General features: G+C 49.7%; 21 protein-coding genes. 9 read left to right on the top strand and 12 right to left on the bottom strand.

What is annotated here, in order from left to right; genetic code table 11:
- Positions 1-67: 67 nt before the first annotated feature.
- The gene (locus ACNFN4_RS05780) at positions 68-1,474 is read right to left on the bottom strand and encodes a glycoside hydrolase family 43 protein (RefSeq protein ID WP_137987931.1); all 1,407 of its coding nucleotides are present in this window, start codon (positions 1,472-1,474) and stop codon (positions 68-70) included.
- Between the two features lie 241 nt (positions 1,475-1,715).
- Between ACNFN4_RS05780 and hutP the strand changes: the two genes are divergently transcribed.
- From hutP to ACNFN4_RS05750, 6 genes are all read left to right on the top strand, one after another.
- Complete coding sequence (gene hutP, locus ACNFN4_RS05775) at positions 1,716-2,162, top strand: hut operon transcriptional regulator HutP (protein WP_004393292.1); 447 nt, start codon at positions 1,716-1,718, stop codon at positions 2,160-2,162.
- 112 nt (positions 2,163-2,274) lie between these two features.
- On the top strand, positions 2,275-3,813 hold the full coding sequence (hutH, locus tag ACNFN4_RS05770; protein WP_014722041.1) for a histidine ammonia-lyase: 1,539 nt from the start codon (positions 2,275-2,277) through the stop codon (positions 3,811-3,813).
- Positions 3,810-5,474: a urocanate hydratase gene (gene hutU / locus ACNFN4_RS05765; protein ID WP_100262102.1), complete on the top strand. Its 1,665-nt coding sequence runs from the start codon at positions 3,810-3,812 to the stop codon at positions 5,472-5,474. The genes hutH and hutU overlap by 4 nt, the downstream gene beginning before the upstream one ends.
- Before the next feature lies 1 nt (position 5,475).
- Positions 5,476-6,741 (top strand): imidazolonepropionase, encoded by a 1,266-nt coding sequence (gene hutI, locus ACNFN4_RS05760; RefSeq protein WP_053285300.1) that lies wholly within the window; start codon positions 5,476-5,478, stop codon positions 6,739-6,741.
- Positions 6,734-7,684 (top strand): formimidoylglutamase, encoded by a 951-nt coding sequence (gene hutG, locus ACNFN4_RS05755; RefSeq protein WP_072176812.1) that lies wholly within the window; start codon positions 6,734-6,736, stop codon positions 7,682-7,684. Before hutI ends, hutG begins: the two co-directional genes overlap by 8 nt.
- Positions 7,685-7,754: 70 nt before the next feature.
- Positions 7,755-9,173: an amino acid permease gene (locus ACNFN4_RS05750; protein WP_448200055.1), complete on the top strand. Its 1,419-nt coding sequence runs from the start codon at positions 7,755-7,757 to the stop codon at positions 9,171-9,173.
- Between the two features lie 38 nt (positions 9,174-9,211).
- Here the strand turns inward: ACNFN4_RS05750 and ACNFN4_RS05745 are convergent, their stop codons facing one another.
- The 7 genes from ACNFN4_RS05745 to ACNFN4_RS05715 form a co-directional block, all read right to left on the bottom strand.
- On the bottom strand, positions 9,212-10,513 hold the full coding sequence (locus tag ACNFN4_RS05745; protein WP_007407816.1) for a pyrimidine-nucleoside phosphorylase: 1,302 nt from the start codon (positions 10,511-10,513) through the stop codon (positions 9,212-9,214).
- Between the two features lie 27 nt (positions 10,514-10,540).
- Complete coding sequence (locus ACNFN4_RS05740) at positions 10,541-11,722, bottom strand: NupC/NupG family nucleoside CNT transporter (protein ID WP_004393280.1); 1,182 nt, start codon at positions 11,720-11,722, stop codon at positions 10,541-10,543.
- A 92-nt stretch (positions 11,723-11,814) separates the two neighbouring features.
- Positions 11,815-12,483, bottom strand: coding sequence for a deoxyribose-phosphate aldolase (gene deoC / locus ACNFN4_RS05735; protein WP_004393277.1), 669 nt, complete (start codon positions 12,481-12,483; stop codon positions 11,815-11,817).
- 90 nt (positions 12,484-12,573) lie between these two features.
- Positions 12,574-13,515, bottom strand: a complete 942-nt coding sequence (locus ACNFN4_RS05730) for a sugar-binding transcriptional regulator (protein WP_014419273.1) — start codon at positions 13,513-13,515, stop codon at positions 12,574-12,576.
- A gap of 70 nt (positions 13,516-13,585) precedes the next feature.
- Complete coding sequence (gene yidA / locus ACNFN4_RS05725) at positions 13,586-14,398, bottom strand: sugar-phosphatase (protein ID WP_280156832.1); 813 nt, start codon at positions 14,396-14,398, stop codon at positions 13,586-13,588.
- A 68-nt stretch (positions 14,399-14,466) separates the two neighbouring features.
- Positions 14,467-14,991 carry a hypothetical protein gene (locus tag ACNFN4_RS05720; protein ID WP_015240896.1) on the bottom strand — a complete coding sequence of 175 codons (525 nt, stop codon included), beginning with the start codon at positions 14,989-14,991 and terminating at the stop codon, positions 14,467-14,469.
- Positions 14,981-15,400: a lipocalin family protein gene (locus ACNFN4_RS05715; RefSeq protein ID WP_007407821.1), complete on the bottom strand. Its 420-nt coding sequence runs from the start codon at positions 15,398-15,400 to the stop codon at positions 14,981-14,983. Before ACNFN4_RS05715 ends, ACNFN4_RS05720 begins: the two co-directional genes overlap by 11 nt.
- A 110-nt stretch (positions 15,401-15,510) precedes the next feature.
- Here ACNFN4_RS05715 and ACNFN4_RS05710 point away from each other — a divergent pair, with 110 nt between their 5' ends.
- Positions 15,511-15,897, top strand: coding sequence for a hypothetical protein (locus tag ACNFN4_RS05710; RefSeq protein WP_014419276.1), 387 nt, complete (start codon positions 15,511-15,513; stop codon positions 15,895-15,897).
- A gap of 160 nt (positions 15,898-16,057) precedes the next feature.
- On the top strand, positions 16,058-16,420 hold the full coding sequence (locus ACNFN4_RS05705; protein WP_007407823.1) for a hypothetical protein: 363 nt from the start codon (positions 16,058-16,060) through the stop codon (positions 16,418-16,420).
- 50 nt (positions 16,421-16,470) lie between these two features.
- On the opposite strand, the gene ACNFN4_RS05700 is transcribed toward ACNFN4_RS05705, so the two are convergent.
- Positions 16,471-16,863 (bottom strand): hypothetical protein, encoded by a 393-nt coding sequence (locus ACNFN4_RS05700; protein ID WP_007407824.1) that lies wholly within the window; start codon positions 16,861-16,863, stop codon positions 16,471-16,473.
- Between the two features lie 129 nt (positions 16,864-16,992).
- Between ACNFN4_RS05700 and ACNFN4_RS05695 the strand changes: the two genes are divergently transcribed.
- Positions 16,993-17,955 carry an iron-hydroxamate ABC transporter substrate-binding protein gene (locus ACNFN4_RS05695; RefSeq protein WP_022554000.1) on the top strand — a complete coding sequence of 321 codons (963 nt, stop codon included), beginning with the start codon at positions 16,993-16,995 and terminating at the stop codon, positions 17,953-17,955.
- A 40-nt stretch (positions 17,956-17,995) separates the two neighbouring features.
- Here ACNFN4_RS05695 and ACNFN4_RS05690 read toward each other — a convergent pair whose 3' ends face one another.
- The 3 genes from ACNFN4_RS05690 to yxdL are packed head-to-tail and all read right to left on the bottom strand — an operon-like array spanning position 17,996 to position 20,973.
- Entirely contained in the window at positions 17,996-18,343 is a 348-nt protein-coding gene (locus tag ACNFN4_RS05690) for a YxeA family protein (RefSeq protein WP_004393256.1), read from the bottom strand.
- A 13-nt stretch (positions 18,344-18,356) separates the two neighbouring features.
- Positions 18,357-20,225 (bottom strand): ABC transporter permease YxdM, encoded by a 1,869-nt coding sequence (yxdM, locus tag ACNFN4_RS05685; RefSeq protein ID WP_448200054.1) that lies wholly within the window; start codon positions 20,223-20,225, stop codon positions 18,357-18,359.
- Positions 20,200-20,973, bottom strand: coding sequence for an ABC transporter ATP-binding protein YxdL (gene yxdL / locus ACNFN4_RS05680; protein WP_007614823.1), 774 nt, complete (start codon positions 20,971-20,973; stop codon positions 20,200-20,202). The genes yxdM and yxdL overlap by 26 nt, the downstream gene beginning before the upstream one ends.
- Between the last annotated feature and the right edge of the window lie 76 nt (positions 20,974-21,049).

The raw sequence follows: 21,049 nt of genomic DNA, 5'->3' as shown, positions 1-21,049 counted from the left end.
AGCAATAGAAGGTCATTCTCCTAATTAGCAAGAAAAAAGCACCCTCCAAACTGGAGTAGGTGCTTTTTCACTTCACTCCCCAAACAGCCTCCCCATCACCGCTCAGCACACTAAACGTCACAACTTCTTTCTCTCTCGCTGAGTCCCATTCTTTCAGGAAGACGCCGTCATAATTTGTGCCGTTCAGGTTGATTCGGGCTTTGCTGCTGTCCGTTATTGACCAGGTTCCGGTCATTTCCCCGGAAATGGTGCCGTCGTTGTTAAGCCGGATGTTTTTTGGGGTTTTGATCGTAGCTGTGATGTCTTTTCCGTGCTGGATGAGTTTGTAGATTCCGGATGCAGCGGCCGCCGATATGTGTGAATCCGGTTCTCCCGCATAGCGGTATGGCGCTGCAACGGGCCATCCGTCTTTGTTCATGTACAGCCGATGCACTCTGACTTCATGCTCTTCTCCTCTGTTCGGGAAACGGGTGTGGAAAATGAGGTATGATCGTTTCGTTTTCCCGTCGTAAAACACGGAGTTGTGTCCCGGCGATACGTAGCCCGTGCCTTTTTCAGATTGTGAGGCGAAGCTATAGCCGCCCATGAGTTTAACCCCGTACGGTTCAATTGCTTTGTCGTCGAAGAAACTGCCGTCTTTTCCTTTAGCATCAAGCATGTTATGACCTGCGGCGTCATAGTACGGACCGTCCGGATTTTTAGAGCGCGCCACACGCATATTGTAACCGCCGGCTGTGTCAAGTCCGCCGAATGACAGATACAGATAGTAATATTTCGTTTCCGGATTGTAGCTGATGTACGGGCCTTCGATTCTGCTGTGATTTCCGCCGAGCAGTTTTTTTCCGTAGCCTTGGTTAGGGAGCGGGAAACCGGTTTTCGGATTCATTTCCAGTATGAAAATTCCGCCGGAGTAAGAGCCGTACACCATCCAGAGCTTGCCTTTATGGTCAAAAAACGTTTGCGGATCTACGACGTTCGGGTGAACGTTTGCATGATACGTCGTGCCGTCTTCGCTTTTTCCTTCCATGCCTGATTTCAAAAAGATGCCTTTGTTTTTGTAGGGTCCTTCGATTTTGTCACTCACGGCGACACCGAGAGCGGATCGCGGCGAGTCTCCTTTACAGGCGTTATAGTACATGTAATATTTCCCGTCAGCCAGCTGGGCGACGTCCGGCGCCCACAGCGTATCAGACTGGGCCCAGTCGAATGTCTCTTTTAATTCGGTGTAGACATTCGGGATCAGGGGATTATTGGGATTGACGCTTGAAGATATCTGCTGCCACTGCATCAGGTTTTTCGACTTGGCGGAAGCCAAATGCGAGCCGAATACATAATATGTATCTCCTGTTTTGATGACGGACGGATCATGCACGCTGACCTCTGAAAAAACCGGATGCTGGGCTTTTGCCTGCGGCAGAGTGAACCCGATGACCGCTGCTGAGACCAGGCACACACGAAAGAAACTGGTTTTCATTTTCTGAAATCTCCTCGCTCTCTTCTTTTCTTAAAACGCTTTCAAGACAACGCTCCATTTTATGATGCGGATGGCGGAAATATGTGATCAACAGCGCCGGCTTCACGATGTACCGCTTTACTTCGATAGCAATCTGATTTGTGAAAGACTGGAAAAAAAGTTTTGACTTCTGATTCGCAAACACTTAATATAAAAAACAGTTACTAGTTATCAGAATATTTAAGAATTGAGTGAAGCATATATGACCTTACACAAAGACCGCCGCATCGGGCGACTGTCCGTCCTTCTTCTGCTTCATGAGACTGAAGAAAACCAGCAGATCAGCCGGCTGGAACGGGACGGCTGGAAAGTCTGTCTCGGCAGGGTGGGTTCAATGGATGCGCATAAGGTGGTAGCTGCAATTGAAACCGCTTCCAAAAAGAGCGGCGTCATTCAATCTGAGGGTTATCGCGAATCACATGCGCTGTATCATGCCACAATGGAAGCTTTGCACGGAGTGACGCGGGGCGAAATGCTGCTTGGCTCGCTGCTTCGTACCGTGGGCCTGAAGTTTGCCGTCTTGCGGGGAAATCCGTATGAAAGCGAGGCGGAAGGCGATTGGATCGCCGTTTCACTTTACGGCACGATCGGAGCTCCGATTAAGGGGCTTGAGCACGAAACATTCGGAGTCGGTATTAATCACATATGAATCAGCCCATAGATTTCAGATGATAGGGGGCTATGCGTGAAACATCATTTTCATGGCATAGCTCCTTTTTGTATGGGCGCTTTACCAAAGTAAAGGAAAAGGGGTTGAAATGATGGTAACGTTAGACGGTTCCTCACTGACAACCGCAGATGCCCAGCGTGTGCTGTTTGATTTTGAAGAGGTTCAGGCATCTGCCGAAAGCATGGAACGTGTGAAAAAAAGCAGGGCGGCGGTTGAACGGATCGTTCAGGAGGAGAAGACCATTTACGGGATTACAACGGGGTTCGGCAAGTTCAGCGATGTGCTGATTCAAAAAGAAGACGCCGCGGATCTGCAGCTGAATCTGATTCTTTCTCACGCGTGCGGCGTCGGTGATCCGTTTCCGGAATCTGTATCGCGGGCCATGCTGCTTTTGCGAGCCAATGCCTTGCTGAAAGGCTTTTCCGGCGTGCGGACTGAGCTGATTGATCAACTGCTCGCGTATCTCAATCATCGCATTCACCCGGTCATCCCGCAGCAAGGGTCACTAGGGGCGAGCGGAGATTTGGCGCCGCTTTCTCATCTTGCACTGGCGCTTATCGGGCAAGGCGAAGTCTTTTACGAAGGGGCCCGGATGCCGACAGCTCATGCTTTAGAAAAGACAAACCTTCAGCCGGCCGTCCTGACCTCTAAGGAAGGGCTCGCGCTGATCAACGGAACGCAGGCCATGACCGCAATGGGGCTGATCGCTTACCTCGAAGCCGAAAAACTGGCCTATCAATCGGAACGGATCGCGAGCTTAACGATCGAAGGCCTTCAGGGCATTATCGATGCGTTCGACGAGGACATTCATGCCGCCCGCGGTTATCAGGAACAGATGGATGTCGCAGAGCGAATCCGCTATTACTTGTCAGACAGCAAACTGACGACCGTCCAAGGGGAGCTGCGTGTCCAGGACGCCTATTCGATCCGCTGTATTCCTCAAGTCCACGGCGCATCATGGCAGACATTAGCGTATGTAAAAGAAAAATTAGAAATTGAGATGAATGCCGCGACAGATAACCCGCTCATTTTCGAAGACGGCGCCAAAATCATCTCAGGCGGAAACTTTCACGGACAGCCGATCGCCTTTGCCATGGATTTTCTCAAAGTAGCGGCGGCCGAACTTGCGAATATTTCTGAACGCCGTATCGAACGGCTTGTGAATCCGCAGCTGAATGACCTGCCGCCCTTTCTGAGCCCTCAGCCCGGCTTACAATCCGGAGCGATGATCATGCAATATGCGGCGGCCTCCCTCGTGTCAGAAAATAAAACCCTGGCCCATCCCGCCAGTGTCGATTCCATTCCTTCATCGGCAAACCAGGAGGATCACGTCAGCATGGGAACCATCGCCTCAAGGCACGCCTACCAGATCATCGCGAATACGAGACGGGTGCTTGCCGTTGAAGCCATTTGCGCGCTGCAGGCCGTGGAATACCGGGGTGCGGAACATTGCGCTTCGTACACAAAACAGCTCTATCTTGAAATGAGAAACATCGTGCCGTCCATACAAGAAGACCGCGTGTTTTCTTATGACATCGAGCATCTGAGTGACTGGCTGAAGAAGGAGTCTTTTCTGCCGAATGAGCATCACCAAAAACTGATGACCAATGAAGGGGGACTGACAAGATGACTGATGTAAAGAAATCAATCCGCGCCGGCCGCGGCACCGAACTTGAATGCTTAGGATGGGAGCAGGAAGCCGTGCTCCGCATGCTCCGAAACAACCTTGACCCGGAGGTTGCCGAAAAGCCGGAGGATTTGATCGTATACGGCGGCATAGGCAAGGCCGCGCGAAACTGGGATGCTTTTCACGCGATTGAGCGCTCCCTCAAAACGTTAAAAGATGATGAAACACTGCTGATCCAATCCGGAAAACCGGTCGGACTGTTCCGCACGCACAGCCGCGCGCCCCGCGTCCTGCTGGCTAATTCGGTTCTCGTGCCGAAATGGGCGGATTGGGGGCATTTCCATGACCTTGAGAAAAAAGGGCTGATGATGTACGGGCAGATGACGGCCGGCAGCTGGATTTATATCGGCTCACAAGGTATTTTGCAAGGCACCTATGAAACCTTTGCGGAGCTTGCGAGACAGCATTTCGGCGGCAGTCTGAAAGGAACCCTTACGCTGACGGCCGGTCTTGGCGGAATGGGAGGCGCCCAACCGCTGTCCGTCACGATGAATGATGGCGTGGTCATCGCCGTTGAAGCGGATGAAACACGGATTGATAAACGGATGGAAACAAACTATTGCGACCGTAAAACCGCATCAATTGACGAAGCGCTGCGCTGGGCCGAAGCAGCCAGACAAGCCGGAGAACCTTTATCGATCGGCCTTCTCGGCAATGCGGCTGAGGTGCATCATGAGCTTTTGAACCGCGGCGTCCATATTGACATCGTGACCGATCAGACTTCCGCTCACGACCCGCTGATCGGCTATATTCCGGCAGGATACTCACTTGAAGAGGCCGGGCGTCTGCGCCGGGATCAGCCCGATTTATACGTAAGGCTATCCAAGCAAAGTATGAAAAAGCACGTGGAAGCCATGCTTGCCTTCAAGAAAAAAGGGGCTATCGTCTTCGATTACGGCAACAATATCCGTCAAGTTGCCAAAGATGAGGGTCTCGCCGATGCTTTTGATTTTCCGGGATTCGTTCCCGCCTACATCCGGCCGTTATTTTGTGAAGGAAAAGGGCCGTTCCGCTGGGCTGCGCTGTCGGGAGACCCTGAAGATATATACCGCACGGACGCTTTATTAAAAGAGCTGTTTCCAGAAAATCAAGCCCTTCACCGCTGGATTGACATGGCACAGAAAAAAGTCACATTCCAAGGCCTGCCGTCCCGTATTTGCTGGCTCGGCTACGGTGAACGGGAAAAGATGGGGCTCGCCATCAATGAATTGGTCAGAAACGGCGAGCTGAAAGCCCCGATCGTCATCGGAAGAGACCATTTAGACTGCGGATCTGTCGCCTCTCCGAATCGGGAAACAGAAGCGATGAAAGACGGAAGCGATGCGGTCGGCGATTGGGCGGTGCTGAACGCGCTGATCAACACGGCCTCAGGCGCAAGCTGGGTTTCTTTTCACCACGGCGGGGGCGTCGGCATGGGGTATTCCCTTCACGCGGGAATGGTCGCGGTCGCTGACGGCAGCATCCTTGCGGAACAACGGCTTTCCCGCGTTCTGACAAGCGATCCGGGAATGGGCATCATCCGCCATGCGGACGCAGGTTATGAAAAAGCGGCTCAAGTCGCCGAGGAACAAGACATTATGATACCGATGAAAAAGGAGCGGTAACATGCCGAAACAAATAGATACCATACTCACCAACATCGGCCAGCTGCTGACGATGGAATCCGGCGGCCCCCGATCAGGCGGAAGCATGCAGGATCTTCATGTCACGGAAGATGCCGTCATCGGCATTCACGACGGGCGCATTGTTTTTGCCGGACATCAAGGAGCGGAGGAAGGATACGAGGCACGAGACATCATCGACTGCGGGGGACGGCTCGTCACCCCCGGCCTCGTCGATCCCCATACCCATCTTGTATTCGGAGGGTCCCGGGAAAAAGAACTGAATTTAAAAATTCAGGGCATGTCCTATTTGGATATTCTGGCGCAAGGCGGCGGTATTTTGTCAACGGTCAAAGACACGAAAGCCGCCTCCGAAGAAGAACTGATTGAAAAAGGGCTTTTTCACCTCGGACGCATGCTGTCATACGGCATCACGACCGCGGAAGTAAAAAGCGGGTACGGACTCGACAAAGACACGGAGCTGAAACAGCTGACCGCAGCGAAAAAACTGGGCGGGCGCCAGCCGGTCGACCTTGTCACGACCTTTATGGGGGCACACGCCATTCCGCCTGAGTACCGGAACAGCCCTGACGAATTTCTGAATCGCATGCTGCAGCTTTTGCCTGAAATAAAAGAAAAAGGCCTCGCGCAATTTGCCGATATTTTCACAGAAACAGGCGTCTTTACCGTCAGCCAGTCGAGGGACTACCTGAAAAAGGCGTCTGAAGCTGGTTTCGGCCTGAAAATCCATGCTGATGAGATTGACCCGCTCGGCGGCGCGGAATTGGCGGCAGAACTGCATGCTGTTTCTGCCGATCATTTGGTGGGGGCGTCTGACGAAGGCATCGAAAAGCTAGCGGAGTCCGGAACGATCGCCGTCCTGCTGCCGGGCACGACTTTCTATCTCGGCAAACACACTTATGCGAGAGCCCGGAAGATGATTGATGCGGGCGTACGGGTCAGTTTGGCGACTGACTTCAACCCGGGCAGCTCACCGACGGAAAATCTCCAGCTCATCATGTCGATTGCCGCGCTTCATTTAAAAATGACCGCAGAAGAAATCTGGCATGCTGTCACCGTTAATGCCGCGTATGCGATCGGAAAAGGCGAAGAGGCCGGACAAATTAAAGCCGGACGGGCGGCTGACATTGTCATTTGGGAAGCGCCGAATTACATGTATATCCCGTATCATTACGGCGTCAATCATGTCCGCCGTGTCATCAAGAACGGAAAGACGGTCGTTTCAAGGGAGGGAGCCGCTCTTGGATAAGTATCCGTTTCTGCAAAAAGCCGGCTCTCTCTTCAACGACCGCCATGTGACAAGGATCGGCGATGTGACGGAAGCGTGGGCGGGACAAACGATCAAAGGGCCGGCTTTGATCGGCGTTCCGCTTTCTAAGTCGTCAATCAGCCATTCCGGCGCCTGCTTTGCACCCGGTGCGATCCGCCGGGCGCTCGGCGGGATTTCCGCATATTCCGCGGAGCTGCGGGAGCATGTCATTGACCATCTGTACGATATCGGCGATATTCAGATTCACGTCACGGATGTCGTCACATCTCACGAACACATTTATCGGACCATTTATGATATTCTGACGGATCAGCCTGACTGGGTGCCCTTCATTCTCGGCGGCGACAACTCCATCAGTTATTCCACCATTAAAGCCATTGCGGAAACGAAAGGAACAACAGCCGTCTTTCAATTCGACGCCCACCACGACGTCCGCAACACAGAAGACGGAGGACCGACAAACGGCACGCCATTCCGCCGGCTGTTAGATGAAAATATCATAAGCGGACAAAACCTGATTCAGCTTGGAATCAGGGAGTTCAGCAACAGCTTGGCATATGAACAATATGTAAAAGAGCGGCAGGCAGACGTGCATACAATGGAGATGATCCGGGAGAAAGGGCTCCTCCGAACGATACAAGAGGTCTTGCCGGCCGTTCAAAAAAGAGCCGACGCCATTTTTATTTCGGTTGATATGGATGTGCTGGATCAAGCTCATGCGCCCGGCTGTCCTGCGATCGGCCCCGGAGGTCTGTATACCGAAGAACTGCTTCAGGCGGTCAGGTTTTTAGCCCAGGAGGCTGACATCTCAGGTATTGAGATCGTTGAGGTTGATCCGACACTTGATTTTCGCGATATGACAAGCCGGGCAGCCGCACATGTCATTTTACATGCATTAAAGGGATTTAAATTGTCACGTTAAAGTCAAATCCGGCACGCGTGCTCTCGGCTGCCGGAAGATTCTCACGCCACGCAAAAAGGGGGAGATCACGATGGATGTTGATCAAGGCGGCAATCAACTAAAGCGCACGATGAAAAGCAGGCACTTATTTATGATTTCATTGGGAGGAGTCATCGGCACGGGGCTGTTTTTGAGCACAGGGTATACATTGAGCCAGGCCGGGCCGGGCGGGACGATCGCCGCCTACTTAATCGGCGGCTTGATGATGTATCTTGTCATGCAGTGTCTCGGAGAATTGTCAGTAGCCATGCCTGTGACCGGTTCATTTCAAACGTATGCGACAACGTTTATCGGGCCGTCCACGGGTTTTATGGTCGGTATCATGTATTGGGTGAATTGGGTGGTGACGGTAGGATCGGAGTTTACAGCTTCCGGTATCCTCATGCAGCGCTGGTTTCCCCACAGCAGCGTCTGGATGTGGAGCGTGATTTTCGCGGCTCTCCTTTTTGCCGCCAATGCATTCTCCGTTAAATTGTTTGCAGAAACGGAGTTTTGGTTTTCCAGCGTCAAAATCGTTACCATCCTTTTATTTATCATCTTAGGCGGCGCCGCGATGTTCGGTTTGATTTCATTGCACGGTTCGGGTGAAGCTCCGATGCTGTCGAATTTCACCTCACACGGCGGACTGTTTCCGAACGGCTTTCTTGCGGTTTTCATCGCAATGATTTCCGTAAGCTTCGCCTTTTCAGGGACGGAGCTGATCGGAATTACCGCGGGTGAAACCGCCAATCCGGCAAAAGATATTCCGCGTTCGATCCGAAATGTCGCCTGGAGAACGGTCATCTTTTTTATCGGCGCCATTTTTGTGCTGTCCGGACTGATCTCCTGGAAGGAAGCCGGTGTGATTGAAAGTCCGTTTGTCGCGGTCTTTTCCCAAATCGGTATCCCATACGCCGCAGATATCATGAACTTCGTGATTTTAACGGCTTTGCTTTCGGTCGCCAACTCCGGACTGTATGCTTCCACCCGGATGCTGTGGTCTCTTGCGAATGAAAACATGATCAGCGCCCGTTTCAAAAAAGTCACGCCGAAAGGCATTCCGCTGAATGCCCTGCTCGCCAGCATGGCCGTTTCCTGCATATCCTTGATCTCAAGCATCGCCGCCCCGGGCACGGTCTACGTGGTGCTTGTGGCAATAGCCGGATTTGCCGGCGTCGTGGTATGGATGAGCATCGCCCTGTCTCAGCTGTTATTTCGAAAACATTATGTGAAAAACGGCGGACGCGTCTCGGATCTGACCTTCCGCACACCGTTATACCCTCTCGTTCCGATCGCCGCTGTGATCTTATGTTTCGCTTCATGCGTAGGCCTTGCATTTGATCCCAATCAAAGAATCGCCCTCTTCTGCGGAATTCCTTGTATGATCCTGTGCTATCTCATTCGTTTTTTGAGAAAGAAACAGCCGAAACAATCCGTCCGTGACATTCATTTGGATAAAACCATGCCATAAAAAAGGCACATACTCATGAGGTATGTGCCTTTCTTCTCTTATTCCGTAATCAGCGTATGAATCAGTTTCGGCGCTTCCGCTTTTTCTGAGATGCGGATGTTGTCATAGACTTTGGCGGTCACGTCTTCAACGTTTTCGCGGTTGGCGTAAAGGGTGACGAGCGGCTCGCCTTTTTCGACGTTGTCACCGACTTTTTTGCGGAGCATAATGCCGACGGCAAGATCGATTTCGTCCTCTTTTGTTGCACGTCCCGCGCCCAACAGCATCGCTGCGACGCCGATTTCGTCGGCGACGATTTCTGAAACGACACCCGCTTCTTTCGCCGGAACGTCAATTTTGTACGCCGCCTGCGGAAGTTTGGACGGATCGTCAACAACAGAAGCGTCTCCTCCCTGATTGCTCAGGAACTCTTTGAACTTTTCAAGCGCTTTGCCGTTTTTCATGACTTCCTGAAGCTTCGTTCTCGCTTCTTCCAATGTCTCAGCTTTTTTCGCCAATACGACCATTTGGCTGCCGAGCGTGAGGACGAGTTCGTTTAAGTCTTCAGGCCCTTCCCCTCTTAACGTATCAATGGCTTCTTGTACTTCCAGGGCATTCCCGATCGCAAAACCGAGCGGCTGCGACATGTCAGAAATCACGGCCATCGTCTGGCGGCCGACGTTGTTTCCGATGCGGACCATTGCTTTGGCGAGGTTCACGGCGTCTTCATCCGTTTTCATAAACGCGCCGGCTCCCGTTTTGACGTCAAGCACGATGGCATCTGCTCCGGCGGCGATTTTTTTACTCATAATTGAGCTTGCGATCAGCGGGATGGAGTTCACCGTACCCGTTACATCACGCAGCGCATACAGCTTTTTATCGGCAGGCGTCAAATTGCCGCTTTGTCCGATGACCGCTACCTTGTCGCGGTTCACAAGCTTGATGAATTCATCTTTTGACAATTCCACATGGAAGCCTTCGATCGCTTCCAGCTTATCAATGGTACCCCCCGTATGGCCAAGACCGCGGCCGGACATTTTAGCGACGGGAACGCCGAGCGCCGCGACGAGCGGTGCGAGTACGAGAGTTGTCGTGTCGCCGACCCCGCCCGTAGAGTGCTTGTCGACCTTAATGCCTTCAATGGCGGAGAGATCAATCGTTTCCCCTGAATTCACCATCGCCATTGTCAGATCGGCGCGCTCCTGATCTGTCATATCCTGAAAGTAAATCGCCATAGCCAGTGCGCTTGCCTGATAATCAGGGATGCTTCCGTCCGTGTATCCTTTTACGAAAAATTGAATTTCTTCTGTTGTCAGTTCTTTTCCATTTTGTTTTTTTACAATAAGATCTACCATTCTCATGATCTATCACCTGTCCTTCATTTATGTTCAGTGAATCAATCCGACGATCGCCGCTGTCAAGAAGCTGACGAGTGTTGCGCCGTACAGCAGCTTCAGCCCGAACCGCGCGACGACGTTTCCTTGTTTTTCATGCAGCCCTTTCACCGCACCGGTAATGATTCCGATAGAGGAGAAATTCGCGAATGAGACAAGGAATACAGATACCACTGCCTGTGTATGCGCACTGAAATGGAAATCGCCGGATGAGAGTGTCTGCATCGCCACAAATTCATTCGATACCATTTTCGTCGCCATAATGCTTCCGGCGCTCACCGCTTCATTCCACGGAATACCGGTTAAAAACGCAAACGGCGCGAATACATATCCGAGCAGCGCCTGGAATGTAATGCCGAAGACCGCGTTAAAAACGCCGTTGACCAGGGCAATGAGTGCGACAAATCCGATCAGCATCGCCGCTACGACGACGGCGACTCTGAATCCATCCATTATATACTCACCGAGCACTTCAAAAAAGGATTGCTTTTCTTCTTCAGGAACGACGATCAAATCCTCTTCTTTGCTGACGGTGTACGGGTTAATGATAGAAGCGATGATAAATCCGCCGAATAAGTTCAGCACAAGCGCCGTCACGACGTATTCAGGCTTCAGCATCATCATGTAAGAACCGACGATCGACATTGAGACCGTCGACATTGCGGACGCGCAAAGCGTATATAAGCGCTGTTCAGTAAGATAACCGAGCTGTTTTTTCAAACTGATAAAGACTTCTGATTGCCCTAAAATCGCGGATGCAACAGCGTTGTAAGATTCGATTTTCCCCATTCCGTTCACCTTGCTTAACGCAAGACCGATATACTTCGTGATGAAGGGAAGGACCTTCCAATGCTGCAGAATTCCGATTAAAGCGGATATAAAGACGATCGGCAGAAGCACGCTCATGAAGAACGTCGTCTGTTTCGCATTCACAAGCCCGCCGAATACAAAGTTAATCCCTTCTGATGCATATTCCAGCAAGTAGTTAAATCCTTTTGCAAAACCGCCGACAAGAAAATTCCCGATACCGGTGTTGAGGAGAATATAACCGAGAATCAGCTGCAGCACGAGCATGACGGCGATCGGCCGGATTCTGATTCTTTTTTTGCCGTTGCTGGCAAGCCAGGCAAGACCTAAAAACACAATGATTCCGATAATTCCGATGAGATACTTCATATGTGTTCTCCTTTTATTTGTATTCGCTTACAATTTTTTATGCATCAACAAAGAAAGAGGATGGCGGAAGCTTTCAGCTTCCGCACTGCTGATTAATAGTCGCTGCTGCCGCTGTCTCCGCCGCTCACAATAGAGACGCCCGCACTTGCGCCGATCCGGCTCGCGCCCGCAGCGATCATGCTGTCAACATCAGCTTTTGTTCTGATGCCGCCTGATGCTTTGACCCCGATGTCCGGTCCGACTGTTTTTCTCATAAGAGCGATATCTTCAGCCGTTGCCCCGCCTGTAGAAAAACCGGTAGACGTTTTGACGAAATCGGCGCCTGCTGATACCGCTAAGCGGCACGCGCGCTCTTTTTCTTCATCTGTCAAAAGGCATGTTTCGATGATCACTTTGACGAGCGCTTTTTTATCAGCTGCTTCAACTACTGCGCGGATATCAGCTTCAACCGCTTCATCATCGCCGTCTTTTAATGCGCCGATATTGATGACCATGTCAACCTCAGTGGCTCCTTTTGAGATGGCATCCTTCGTTTCAAATGCTTTTGTTTCCGATGTCGTTGCGCCGAGAGGAAATCCGATAACGGTGCAAACGTCAACTCCCGTGCCCTTCAGTTCCTCCGCTGCGAGTTTGACCCAAGTCGGGTTTACACAAACGGAAGCGAATTTATATTCTTTTGCTTCTTTTATCAGTTGTAAAATATCTGCTTTTTGTGTATGCGGTTTCAAAGCAGTATGGTCTATTTGACTTGCAATTGACATTGTATGCACTTCCTTTTTCCTAGGATACGTTTAGAATAACCGAATTATGAACATATGTAAATTGGTAATTGAAATTATGTTCATGAATTGTCACAATTCTTGAATGAGTTTTTTGGCCGTATGCTGATCGGTAATCAAAACGTTGGCGTACTTTCCTTTGAGGGCACCGTGAATGGCCTTGCATTTTCTGCTGCCGCCCGCCACCAGAATCGAACGCTCTTTCATTTTCAAGTCGCTGAGCTCGACTCCGATCGTCCGGCCGTTAATGCTGCTGCTGCAAATCCTGCCTTCCGCGTCAAAAAAGCGCGAACAAATATCCCCGACCCCGTGCGCTTTCAGCAATTGTTTCTCTTCTTCCCGGAAATAGCCGAGTCTGAAAAGCAGCGCCTCATCCCGGACGGTTCCGACCGTAAACAGGGCGATATTGGCTTGTCTGCCCATTTCAATGATCCGCTTAATATGTCTGTCCCGCTCGACCATCTGTTTCACATCGGCGCTGTCAAATATAACCGGCAGCGGCAAATACCTCGGCATCGTCTGAAATGCTTCGGCGAACAGCTGAATCGTTTCTGACGAATACGTATTGACATTGGAATGACTGATGCCGCCTTTCAGCTGCACAACTTCAACGCTCTTTACCTGCTTCGGCTCCATGCGGCTTGCGATCTGGTACATCGTCGTCCCCCAGCTTACGCCGAGTATATCGCCGTCCTTTACGGTTTTATGCATATAGTCTGCGCCATAGCGGCTTAAGTAATGTGTAATGGCCTGGTAATCGTCGCTTGGAGAAAAGACGACGTGCGCCTCAAGCAGCCCGTATTTTTCTTCCAGCTTCGCGCCTAGTTCGTCCAGATCCTCAAATGGGTCCATGACGCGAATTTGCACATACCCTTTTTCCTTTGCGTACTGAAGCAGCCTTGAAACGGTGGGGCGTGACAGATTAAGCCGTTCGGCGATCTGCTGCTGGCTGTAATCTGATTGATAATATAGTTTTGCCGCTTCTATGCTGAGCTGCTGTTTTTCACGATCCATGTCGCGCCTCCCCTCTCCGCTTATCATATCACCAAAATACGCGGTAAAAAAGCACCCTCTGATGGGGTGCCTATTTTTTCAGCACAAGCTCCTGAATCGCATACGCCACGCCGTGTTCGTTATTTGATTTCGTTTCAAAATCGGCAATCTCCCTTACTTCCGGGATGGCATTGGCCATTGCCACACCGCAGCCGGCCCACTGAATCATGGACATGTCGTTGCCGTTATCGCCGATTGCCATGACGTCTTTCTGTTCAATGCCGAGTTTTTCGGCCAGCAGCTTAACCGCGTTTCCTTTACTGACTTTCGGGTGAAGAATCTCATGGAAGAATGGCGCACTTTTGACCATTGTGTATGTTTCTTTGAATGATTCCGGAATGGAAGCGATCGCTTTCTCCAGCTTGTCCGGATCGTCAATGAACATGACTTTCGGAATCAGAATATCCTTCGGCACTTCATCGATCGTGCGGAAATGAAGCGGCACTTTCGTAATGTATGATTCGTATACCGTGTATTCACTGATATCCCGGTTCGGCGTGTACAGATTGGCTGTGTCAAAGTAATGCATCGGAGTATCCAGCTGTAAGCTCAGCTCGTAAAGCGACTTCAAATCCTCAAAGCCTAATGACTGCTCGGCCACGACACCGTTTGTATACGTATTTTGGACGAGTGCGCCGTTATAGGCAATCACAAAGTCGCCTTCTTCCTGTAAGTTCAGCTCTTCCAAATACCGACGCACGCCGCCGATCGGCCGGCCCGTGCACAGGACGATATTGACCCCTTCCGCTTTGGCGGCATCAAGCGCCCCGCGGACTTCAGCCGTCACTTCATGATGATCGTTTAATAGTGTTCCGTCCATATCTATTGCGATTAACTTGTACATCCTGCATCTCCTTTGTGTCCTTTTCTTCTTATGCTTTCATCATATCGTTTTTTCGTTTCAATGAAAAATCAAACGGACGAGTTTCTCCGCCTTCTCTTCGTATAACGGGCCTGCCTCCGGATGCGGGGCCGTCTTTTCCCCTTGTCAGCTTGTTCGCCGCCGTCGTCTGTTTTCTGCTTCAAGAGCATCAGCCCCGCCGCAAAGAAAGGGACGGCCGCTATGTCCAGAAGGGCAAGCTTTATTCCCATCGCTGCGGGAAAGTATGCCCATAATGAACGGCTGTTCCGCCTGATCATGATATAAGAAACGATTTCCAGCAGGATAAACAGAGCGTTCACCCACAAGTAAATGAGCATTGCCGCAAACAGAAACAGCAGAAGCGTATTCCGCAGCGTGCCGGAAAACAGAAGAGCGCGCATCATATCAAAGAATGAAAAAGACTGCATGCTGCCGTTGACGACATTGGGATTGTAAATGGTAAAACGCCCGAACTGATCAAAAAGCATAAAAAATAACCATAACAGTGAAAACCATTGAATGATATGTACGATGACACCCGTCAAAACGAGTCTGTCGGCAGCCTTATTTCTCATGTGCATCCTCCCCGCCGGTTTTTATTCTTGTCATTGTTTTTGTTTCTCCGTATATCTTCCAAATGAGCGTACCGTTTTTTCCTCTTTTCAACGTGCTTTTGACGGGATGCGGATGTCCGAGGTATTCAATCTCGATCGTCCCGTCCGTGTTTTGTGAGATCACCTTGTACACATCTGAGGGCATGGCAACCTCGCCGCGGCCTTGAATGACCTGCTTTGTCAGCACGCTGTCTTTCGTAAACGTGACGGTTTCAGATCTGACCCCGTCCATCGGGCCCGGTTTCAGCCCTGCATCCCATGTCCCGTAATAAAAAGGGGTATCGTCTGCTTTCTTTTGCGAGCAGCCTGTTATCATGACGCATCCGAAAACAAGAACCGTCATGATGAAAATCCGTATGTTCCGCAACATGATCACCTTCCTTTGAAGCTTTTTTACGCCTGTAACTTAGGCAGATGCCGTGGCACTGTGCAATTGACTACATAGTGTATAAAGACTTCACTAGATAAGGAGAATGATGAATGAACCCATATCAGTACTACACCCCGCCTGCCTATTTCCCTCAGCAGCAGGAATACGAAGTGAACCGCGTTGAGTATGAGCCGTATCAGCAGCAGGAAAGCTATTATTATGCGCCCCCTCAGTCTGAAGAGCGGCAGCCGACGGCTTTAGAACGGAGAGTCGCCCAGCTTGAAAGACAAAACGCCCAGCAAACGAGAGAGCTCACCCGCCTCTCACAAGAAGACCAGCGCCAAAACCGGGAAATCACGCGTATGAATGAGCAGATCAGACGGCTGAGCCAGTCCATTGAAATCCATACCCGCCGCTTAAACCGTTTGAATCAGCGCCTGCGCGCAGTCGAAAACAGACTCAATATTCCTTTTCACGCTACAGAAGGCGGCTTCTGAGAAAAAGGGCCGGAATACAAAGCTCGACAGGCCATCCCGAGCCTTGTATTCCGCTCTGTACATAACAGGTAAATATTTGAATCCTTTTCTTGCATGAATGCCTCTCCTATTCTTTCACATGATAAATGTGTAAAATCAATCACTCCAGGAGGTCTTCATGATGTATCAAAACCAATACAGCGGAAATCAGCTGCAGCAATGCCGCCAAACAGCACAGCAGCTTATTCAGCAGACACAGCAAAGCAGTCAGCAGTACAAGCAAATGCTCCAGCAGGAACAGCAAAACATTCAAATGCTTCAGCAGATGCTTAACCATGAACAGCATGCCGTTCATACCATTCAGCAAGCGCTGCAGGGGCATGAAGCGGCCATTCAGAAATGCCAGCAAATCGTGAATGTGTGCAATCAGCTTCAGCAGGAAGTAAGCGGACACATGCCTGCACCGATGGCAAACGCTAATGTTTCTTCATTCCCGCAAACACAGCATCACACACCGTTTCAGCAGCACTCATACCAGCAATAGGCCGGTCATGCAAATGACAAAGCGCGAGATACCGGCTTTGTCATTTGTTTTTATCTCTGTTTTGTCAGATCAATGCGATGAGCGGGTTTTCCGCCGAATTTTGCTTCCGCCTCATGCCTTACCGCTTCAAACGCTCTTGCTTCGACGTTTTGTTTAAACACATCAAGCTGTATCAAATAAGCCGCCCGCACTTTCAGCCCGTGGATGATGGAGATGACCCATAAAGGCAGCACGATATACACGCCCGGCGTGCTCGGCAGCACAAAAGCAATTGCTAAAATAATAAAATAGATAAGTCCGTATTTCAGCCATTTTTTGTTCTTGGCCCGGTAGCCGATATAGAAAAAGGCCAAGAAAGCGGTCAGCGCAAACGGCGCAAAAGTCAGCAGCAGCCACCAGCTGTGCAGCACTTCCCACCAAGTCCCTCTTTTCGTAATCAACATTCATTCCTCCTCCTTTACTACTATAACATGGATAATCAAGGAAGGTTTTCTATAAAAAACATAGACGGAATGACGTCTTCCTGCTATATTAATAATGATAATCATTATCACCGAAATAGGGGGATCATTATGAAGAAACAATCATGGCTGATCGGCCTGGCACTTCTGCTTGTTTTCGCATTAAGCGCTTGCAGCGGCGCGAAGGAAAACAACGGATCGGCATCAGGCAAAGGAAAGACAGACATGCGTACATATGAATCAACAAAAGGAAATATTGACATACCCGCACATCCGAAACGGATCGTCACTGACTTTTATGCAGGTGAGCTGCTGTCCGTTGACGCAAATGTCGTCGGGGCGGGCTCATGGGCTTTCAAAAATCCGTTTATCAAAAAACAGCTGAAAAACACCACGGACATCGGCAATCCCGTCAATGTGGAGAAAGTGATGCAGCTGAAGCCTGATTTAATCGTGCTGATGAAGGATGACCAATACGAAAAACTATCGAAAATCGCACCGACGATTGTCATTCCTTTTAACACCGCAAAGAATACGAAAGATACGGTCAGCCTATTCGGCGACATTGCCGGGGCGAAGGATAAAGCCAAAAGCTTTATGGCAGACTTCAACAAAAAAGCCGAAGCGAATCAAAAGCGCCTCAAAAACGTGATCGGCAAAGACGAGACAGTCGGCCTTTATGAAACGACGGATAAAGGCGAAATCTGGATTTTCAATGACAATTCCGGCCGCGGCGGCCAAGCCGTTTATAACGCGCTCGGATTGAAAGCGCCGGCCAAAATCGAAAAAGACATCATGAAAACGGGCGCCATGAAACAGGTTTCCCAAGAGGTCATCCCTCAATATGCGGCTGATTATATGTTCATTACCGATTACAATCCGAATGGAGAAAGCAAAACATTTGAGCGTCTGAAAGAGTCATCCGTTTGGAAAAATCTCGATGCCGTAAAGAACAACCGTGTCTTTATCAACGATTTCAACACCTTCTATCCGTATGACCCGATTGCCGTCAGCAAACAGATGGATATCATCACCGACATGCTGATCAAACGGGCTGAAGAAAATAAAAAATAAAAAAAGCGGCACAGTCATGACACTGTGCCGCTTTTCATGTTCACTTTAATTTTGACTGTACGGAGCCCGGCATATCTTCAAATCTGACTTCTTCCCAGGTCTCGACATACTTTCCTTTCGCCTTCACCTTCAAATACGCGTTCTTCCGAAGGTCTTTCCCGGCGAAAAAGGTCACTTCTTCTTTTTTCCCGGATGCGTTATATCCGTCTAATGTATACTCAGTACCGCCCGGGCTAAGATGTTTGCCATCTCGATCAATCTGTACATAAACATCTTGCTGGTGAATAAACGGATTAAATCTGTCTGTAACATCATTATGAAAAAAGAGAAGTCCGTATATGACGGCAGCGGCCGCCAAGACGGCCAGGATTGCCAATGCTTTTTTCATCTTTGCACTCCCCTTACTTGTTCATTTTTTTCAAATAGCTTGTCCGCACCGCGAGGAAGAACAGAAGCTGAAAGATGAAAAACCCTCCGATGGTCAGACTGAGCGGCCCCGCTACATCGGAATAGCCTTCCACGGCCAATGTTCTCAAGGCAAACAGTGTATGCATGACGGCAATGACAAATGGAAAGAAGAAAAGAATGGCCAATTGTATTGTCACGCTTTGTGCCATTTCACGCTCACTCAGGCCGATTTTGGCCAGTGAACGGTAGCGCTCCCGGTCCTCATCTAAATCGGTGAACAGCCTGAAATATAAGAAACTTGCTGCCGCGACAAAGAAGACGATGGCGATAAACAGGCCGATGAATAAACTCAGGCTCGGCAGCTGCACCGTATCATAGTAGGTGCCGGCTTTTGACATAAAATCAGAATGCACGTCGATATAGTTGCCGTAGATTTCATCTTTCAGAGATTGGCTGAACCCAAGACTGTCTTTCCAATGATCGTAGCTGTAGCCGTATAATGACGCTTTATCACCGAGTGATTTGAGCTGATCAAAGGTTTGATCGTTCACCGCGATGATGGCATTCAATGAGATCAGCGGTTTTTTGACTTCTTTTACCGTCAGTTTTTGGTCAGACGGCTTGCCTTTTTGGTTCAGCAGCTTCAGCTGATCCGGCGCTTCGTTTTTGAAATTGCGGTCATACGTGCCCGGGAAATAGACAGCCTCATCATGTTTCAGGCCGCTCAGCTTGACATGGAAGTATTTTGATAAATCCGATTTGCTGATCATGTAAATAGGCGGAACAGTATCTCCTTCCTGATAGCGGACATAGGAAACATTTATTTTGTCTTTCTTATACGTAAAGCCGTGTGTTTTCAGTTCATGGTCAATATCTTTCAAATGAGTCTTTTCTTTTGAATTATTGCTGAAAGATACATACTCCATCTCATAGGCGGACTCTTCCGCCCCGACGGTCGATTTGTACATTGCGAGCACGCCTGTCGCAGTAAACGCAACCGCGGAAATAATGCTGACGATAAAGAACAGGCGGGCGTTGTCTTTTAAACGATAAACAAGGTCAGAAACCCAAATGACATTTTTCCCGCGCAGATAAAAGGTTTTCCACTTCTTCAGCGCGCGCAGAATCCAGATGCTGCTTTGGCTGAAAAAGAAATACGTGCCGATGACGGTAAGCAGTAAAATGATGAACGGTTGAGTCCCGTGGACATTGCCTTTCAGAACCATGCCGTACCCGCCGCAAAGACAGGCGATGCCGAATAAGGACAGAAGCACGGACGGCTTCGGCTCCGGCTTGATCTTGTCAGTGCCCTTTATTAATTTGATCACCGTATTTGATCTGACAAAAAGGATCGTGAACTGCGATAAAAGGAAAAATAAGAGCAGAAATCCGCCGGCCGTAATGCCGAGCGCTTTCCAAGGCATGTACAGAGGCAGCGCGTCCATTTCTAAAATATAAGCGCCGACCGTAAAGAACGTTTTCGAAAAAATGAATCCTCCGATAATCCCGGCTGCGATCGACATGACGCCGATGATCATGTTTTCCGCCGTAATGAGCTTTCTCAGCTGCCCCGGCGTAATACCCTGCATCAGCAGGATACCGAATTCTTTATTTCTCGATTTCAAAAATGCGTTAACCGAATACAGAACAAATAAGAAAGAAAAAACAAAGATCATCCATTCCGCGGCGGTTAAGCCTTTTCTGGCGATGTTATTCAGGTAGCCTTCCTTTAGTGCCGGATGAAACAGGAACATCGCAAAGGTAAAGAAAATCAAAACGGAAAAAGCGCTGCTTAAAAAGAAAGCAAGATAGGCCCTTTTGTTTCTCGTGACGTTTTTATAAGCGAACTGAAGAAAGGTCATTTGCGTTTCCCCCCAGCATAGACAGCACATCAAGAATCTGTTCATAAAATACTTGGCGGTTTTCCCCGCGGTAAATCTCATTAAACAGTTCGCCGTCTTTTATAAAGATGACGCGGCGGCAGTAGCTTGCCGCAACCGGATCATGGGTCACCATCAAAGCCGTGATATGATCATCCTGGTTCAGGCTCTGCATCGTTTCCATGACGTCTTTTGACGCTTTGGAATCAAGGTTTCCCGTCGGTTCATCGGCCAGAATGAGTGACGGCTTATGAATGACCGCCCTTGCGATGGCGGCCCGCTGGCGCTGTCCGCCGGATACTTCAAACGTCCGTTTGTTGAGCAGGTCTTCGATTCCGAGCTTTGCCGCGATGCCGTGCAGTTTTTCTTCCATGACAGACGGCGCTTCTTTTTCAAGCGTTAACGGCAGCATGATATTTTCACCGATCGTCAGCGTGTCCAGAAGGTTGAAATCCTGAAACACAAATCCGAGCTGCTTGCGGCGGAAATGAGCGAGCTTTGTCCGCTTCAGGCGGTGCGGGTTTTCTCCGTGAATCAGGATATCGCCTGAATCCGGCCGGTCGATCGTTGAAATGATATTCAAAAGCGTTGTTTTTCCGGAGCCGGACGGTCCCATCACCGCCGTGAACCCGCCTTCTTCTATTGAAAACGAAATTTGTTTTAAAGCTTGATAGGACACTTGTCCTTTATAGGTTTTATTTATATGTTTGACTTCAAGCATATTCGCCATGAAAATCCTCCTTATGGTTTTATTCTTGTTGGTCTGGGCTGCTTTCATGTAGTGCCGGGGCATTTAACATAAAAAT

This window comes from Bacillus sp. N1(2025), from assembly GCF_053470005.1.
The sequence above is the reverse complement of the archived record's forward strand: the minus strand, read 5'-3'. Positions and strand labels throughout refer to the sequence as shown.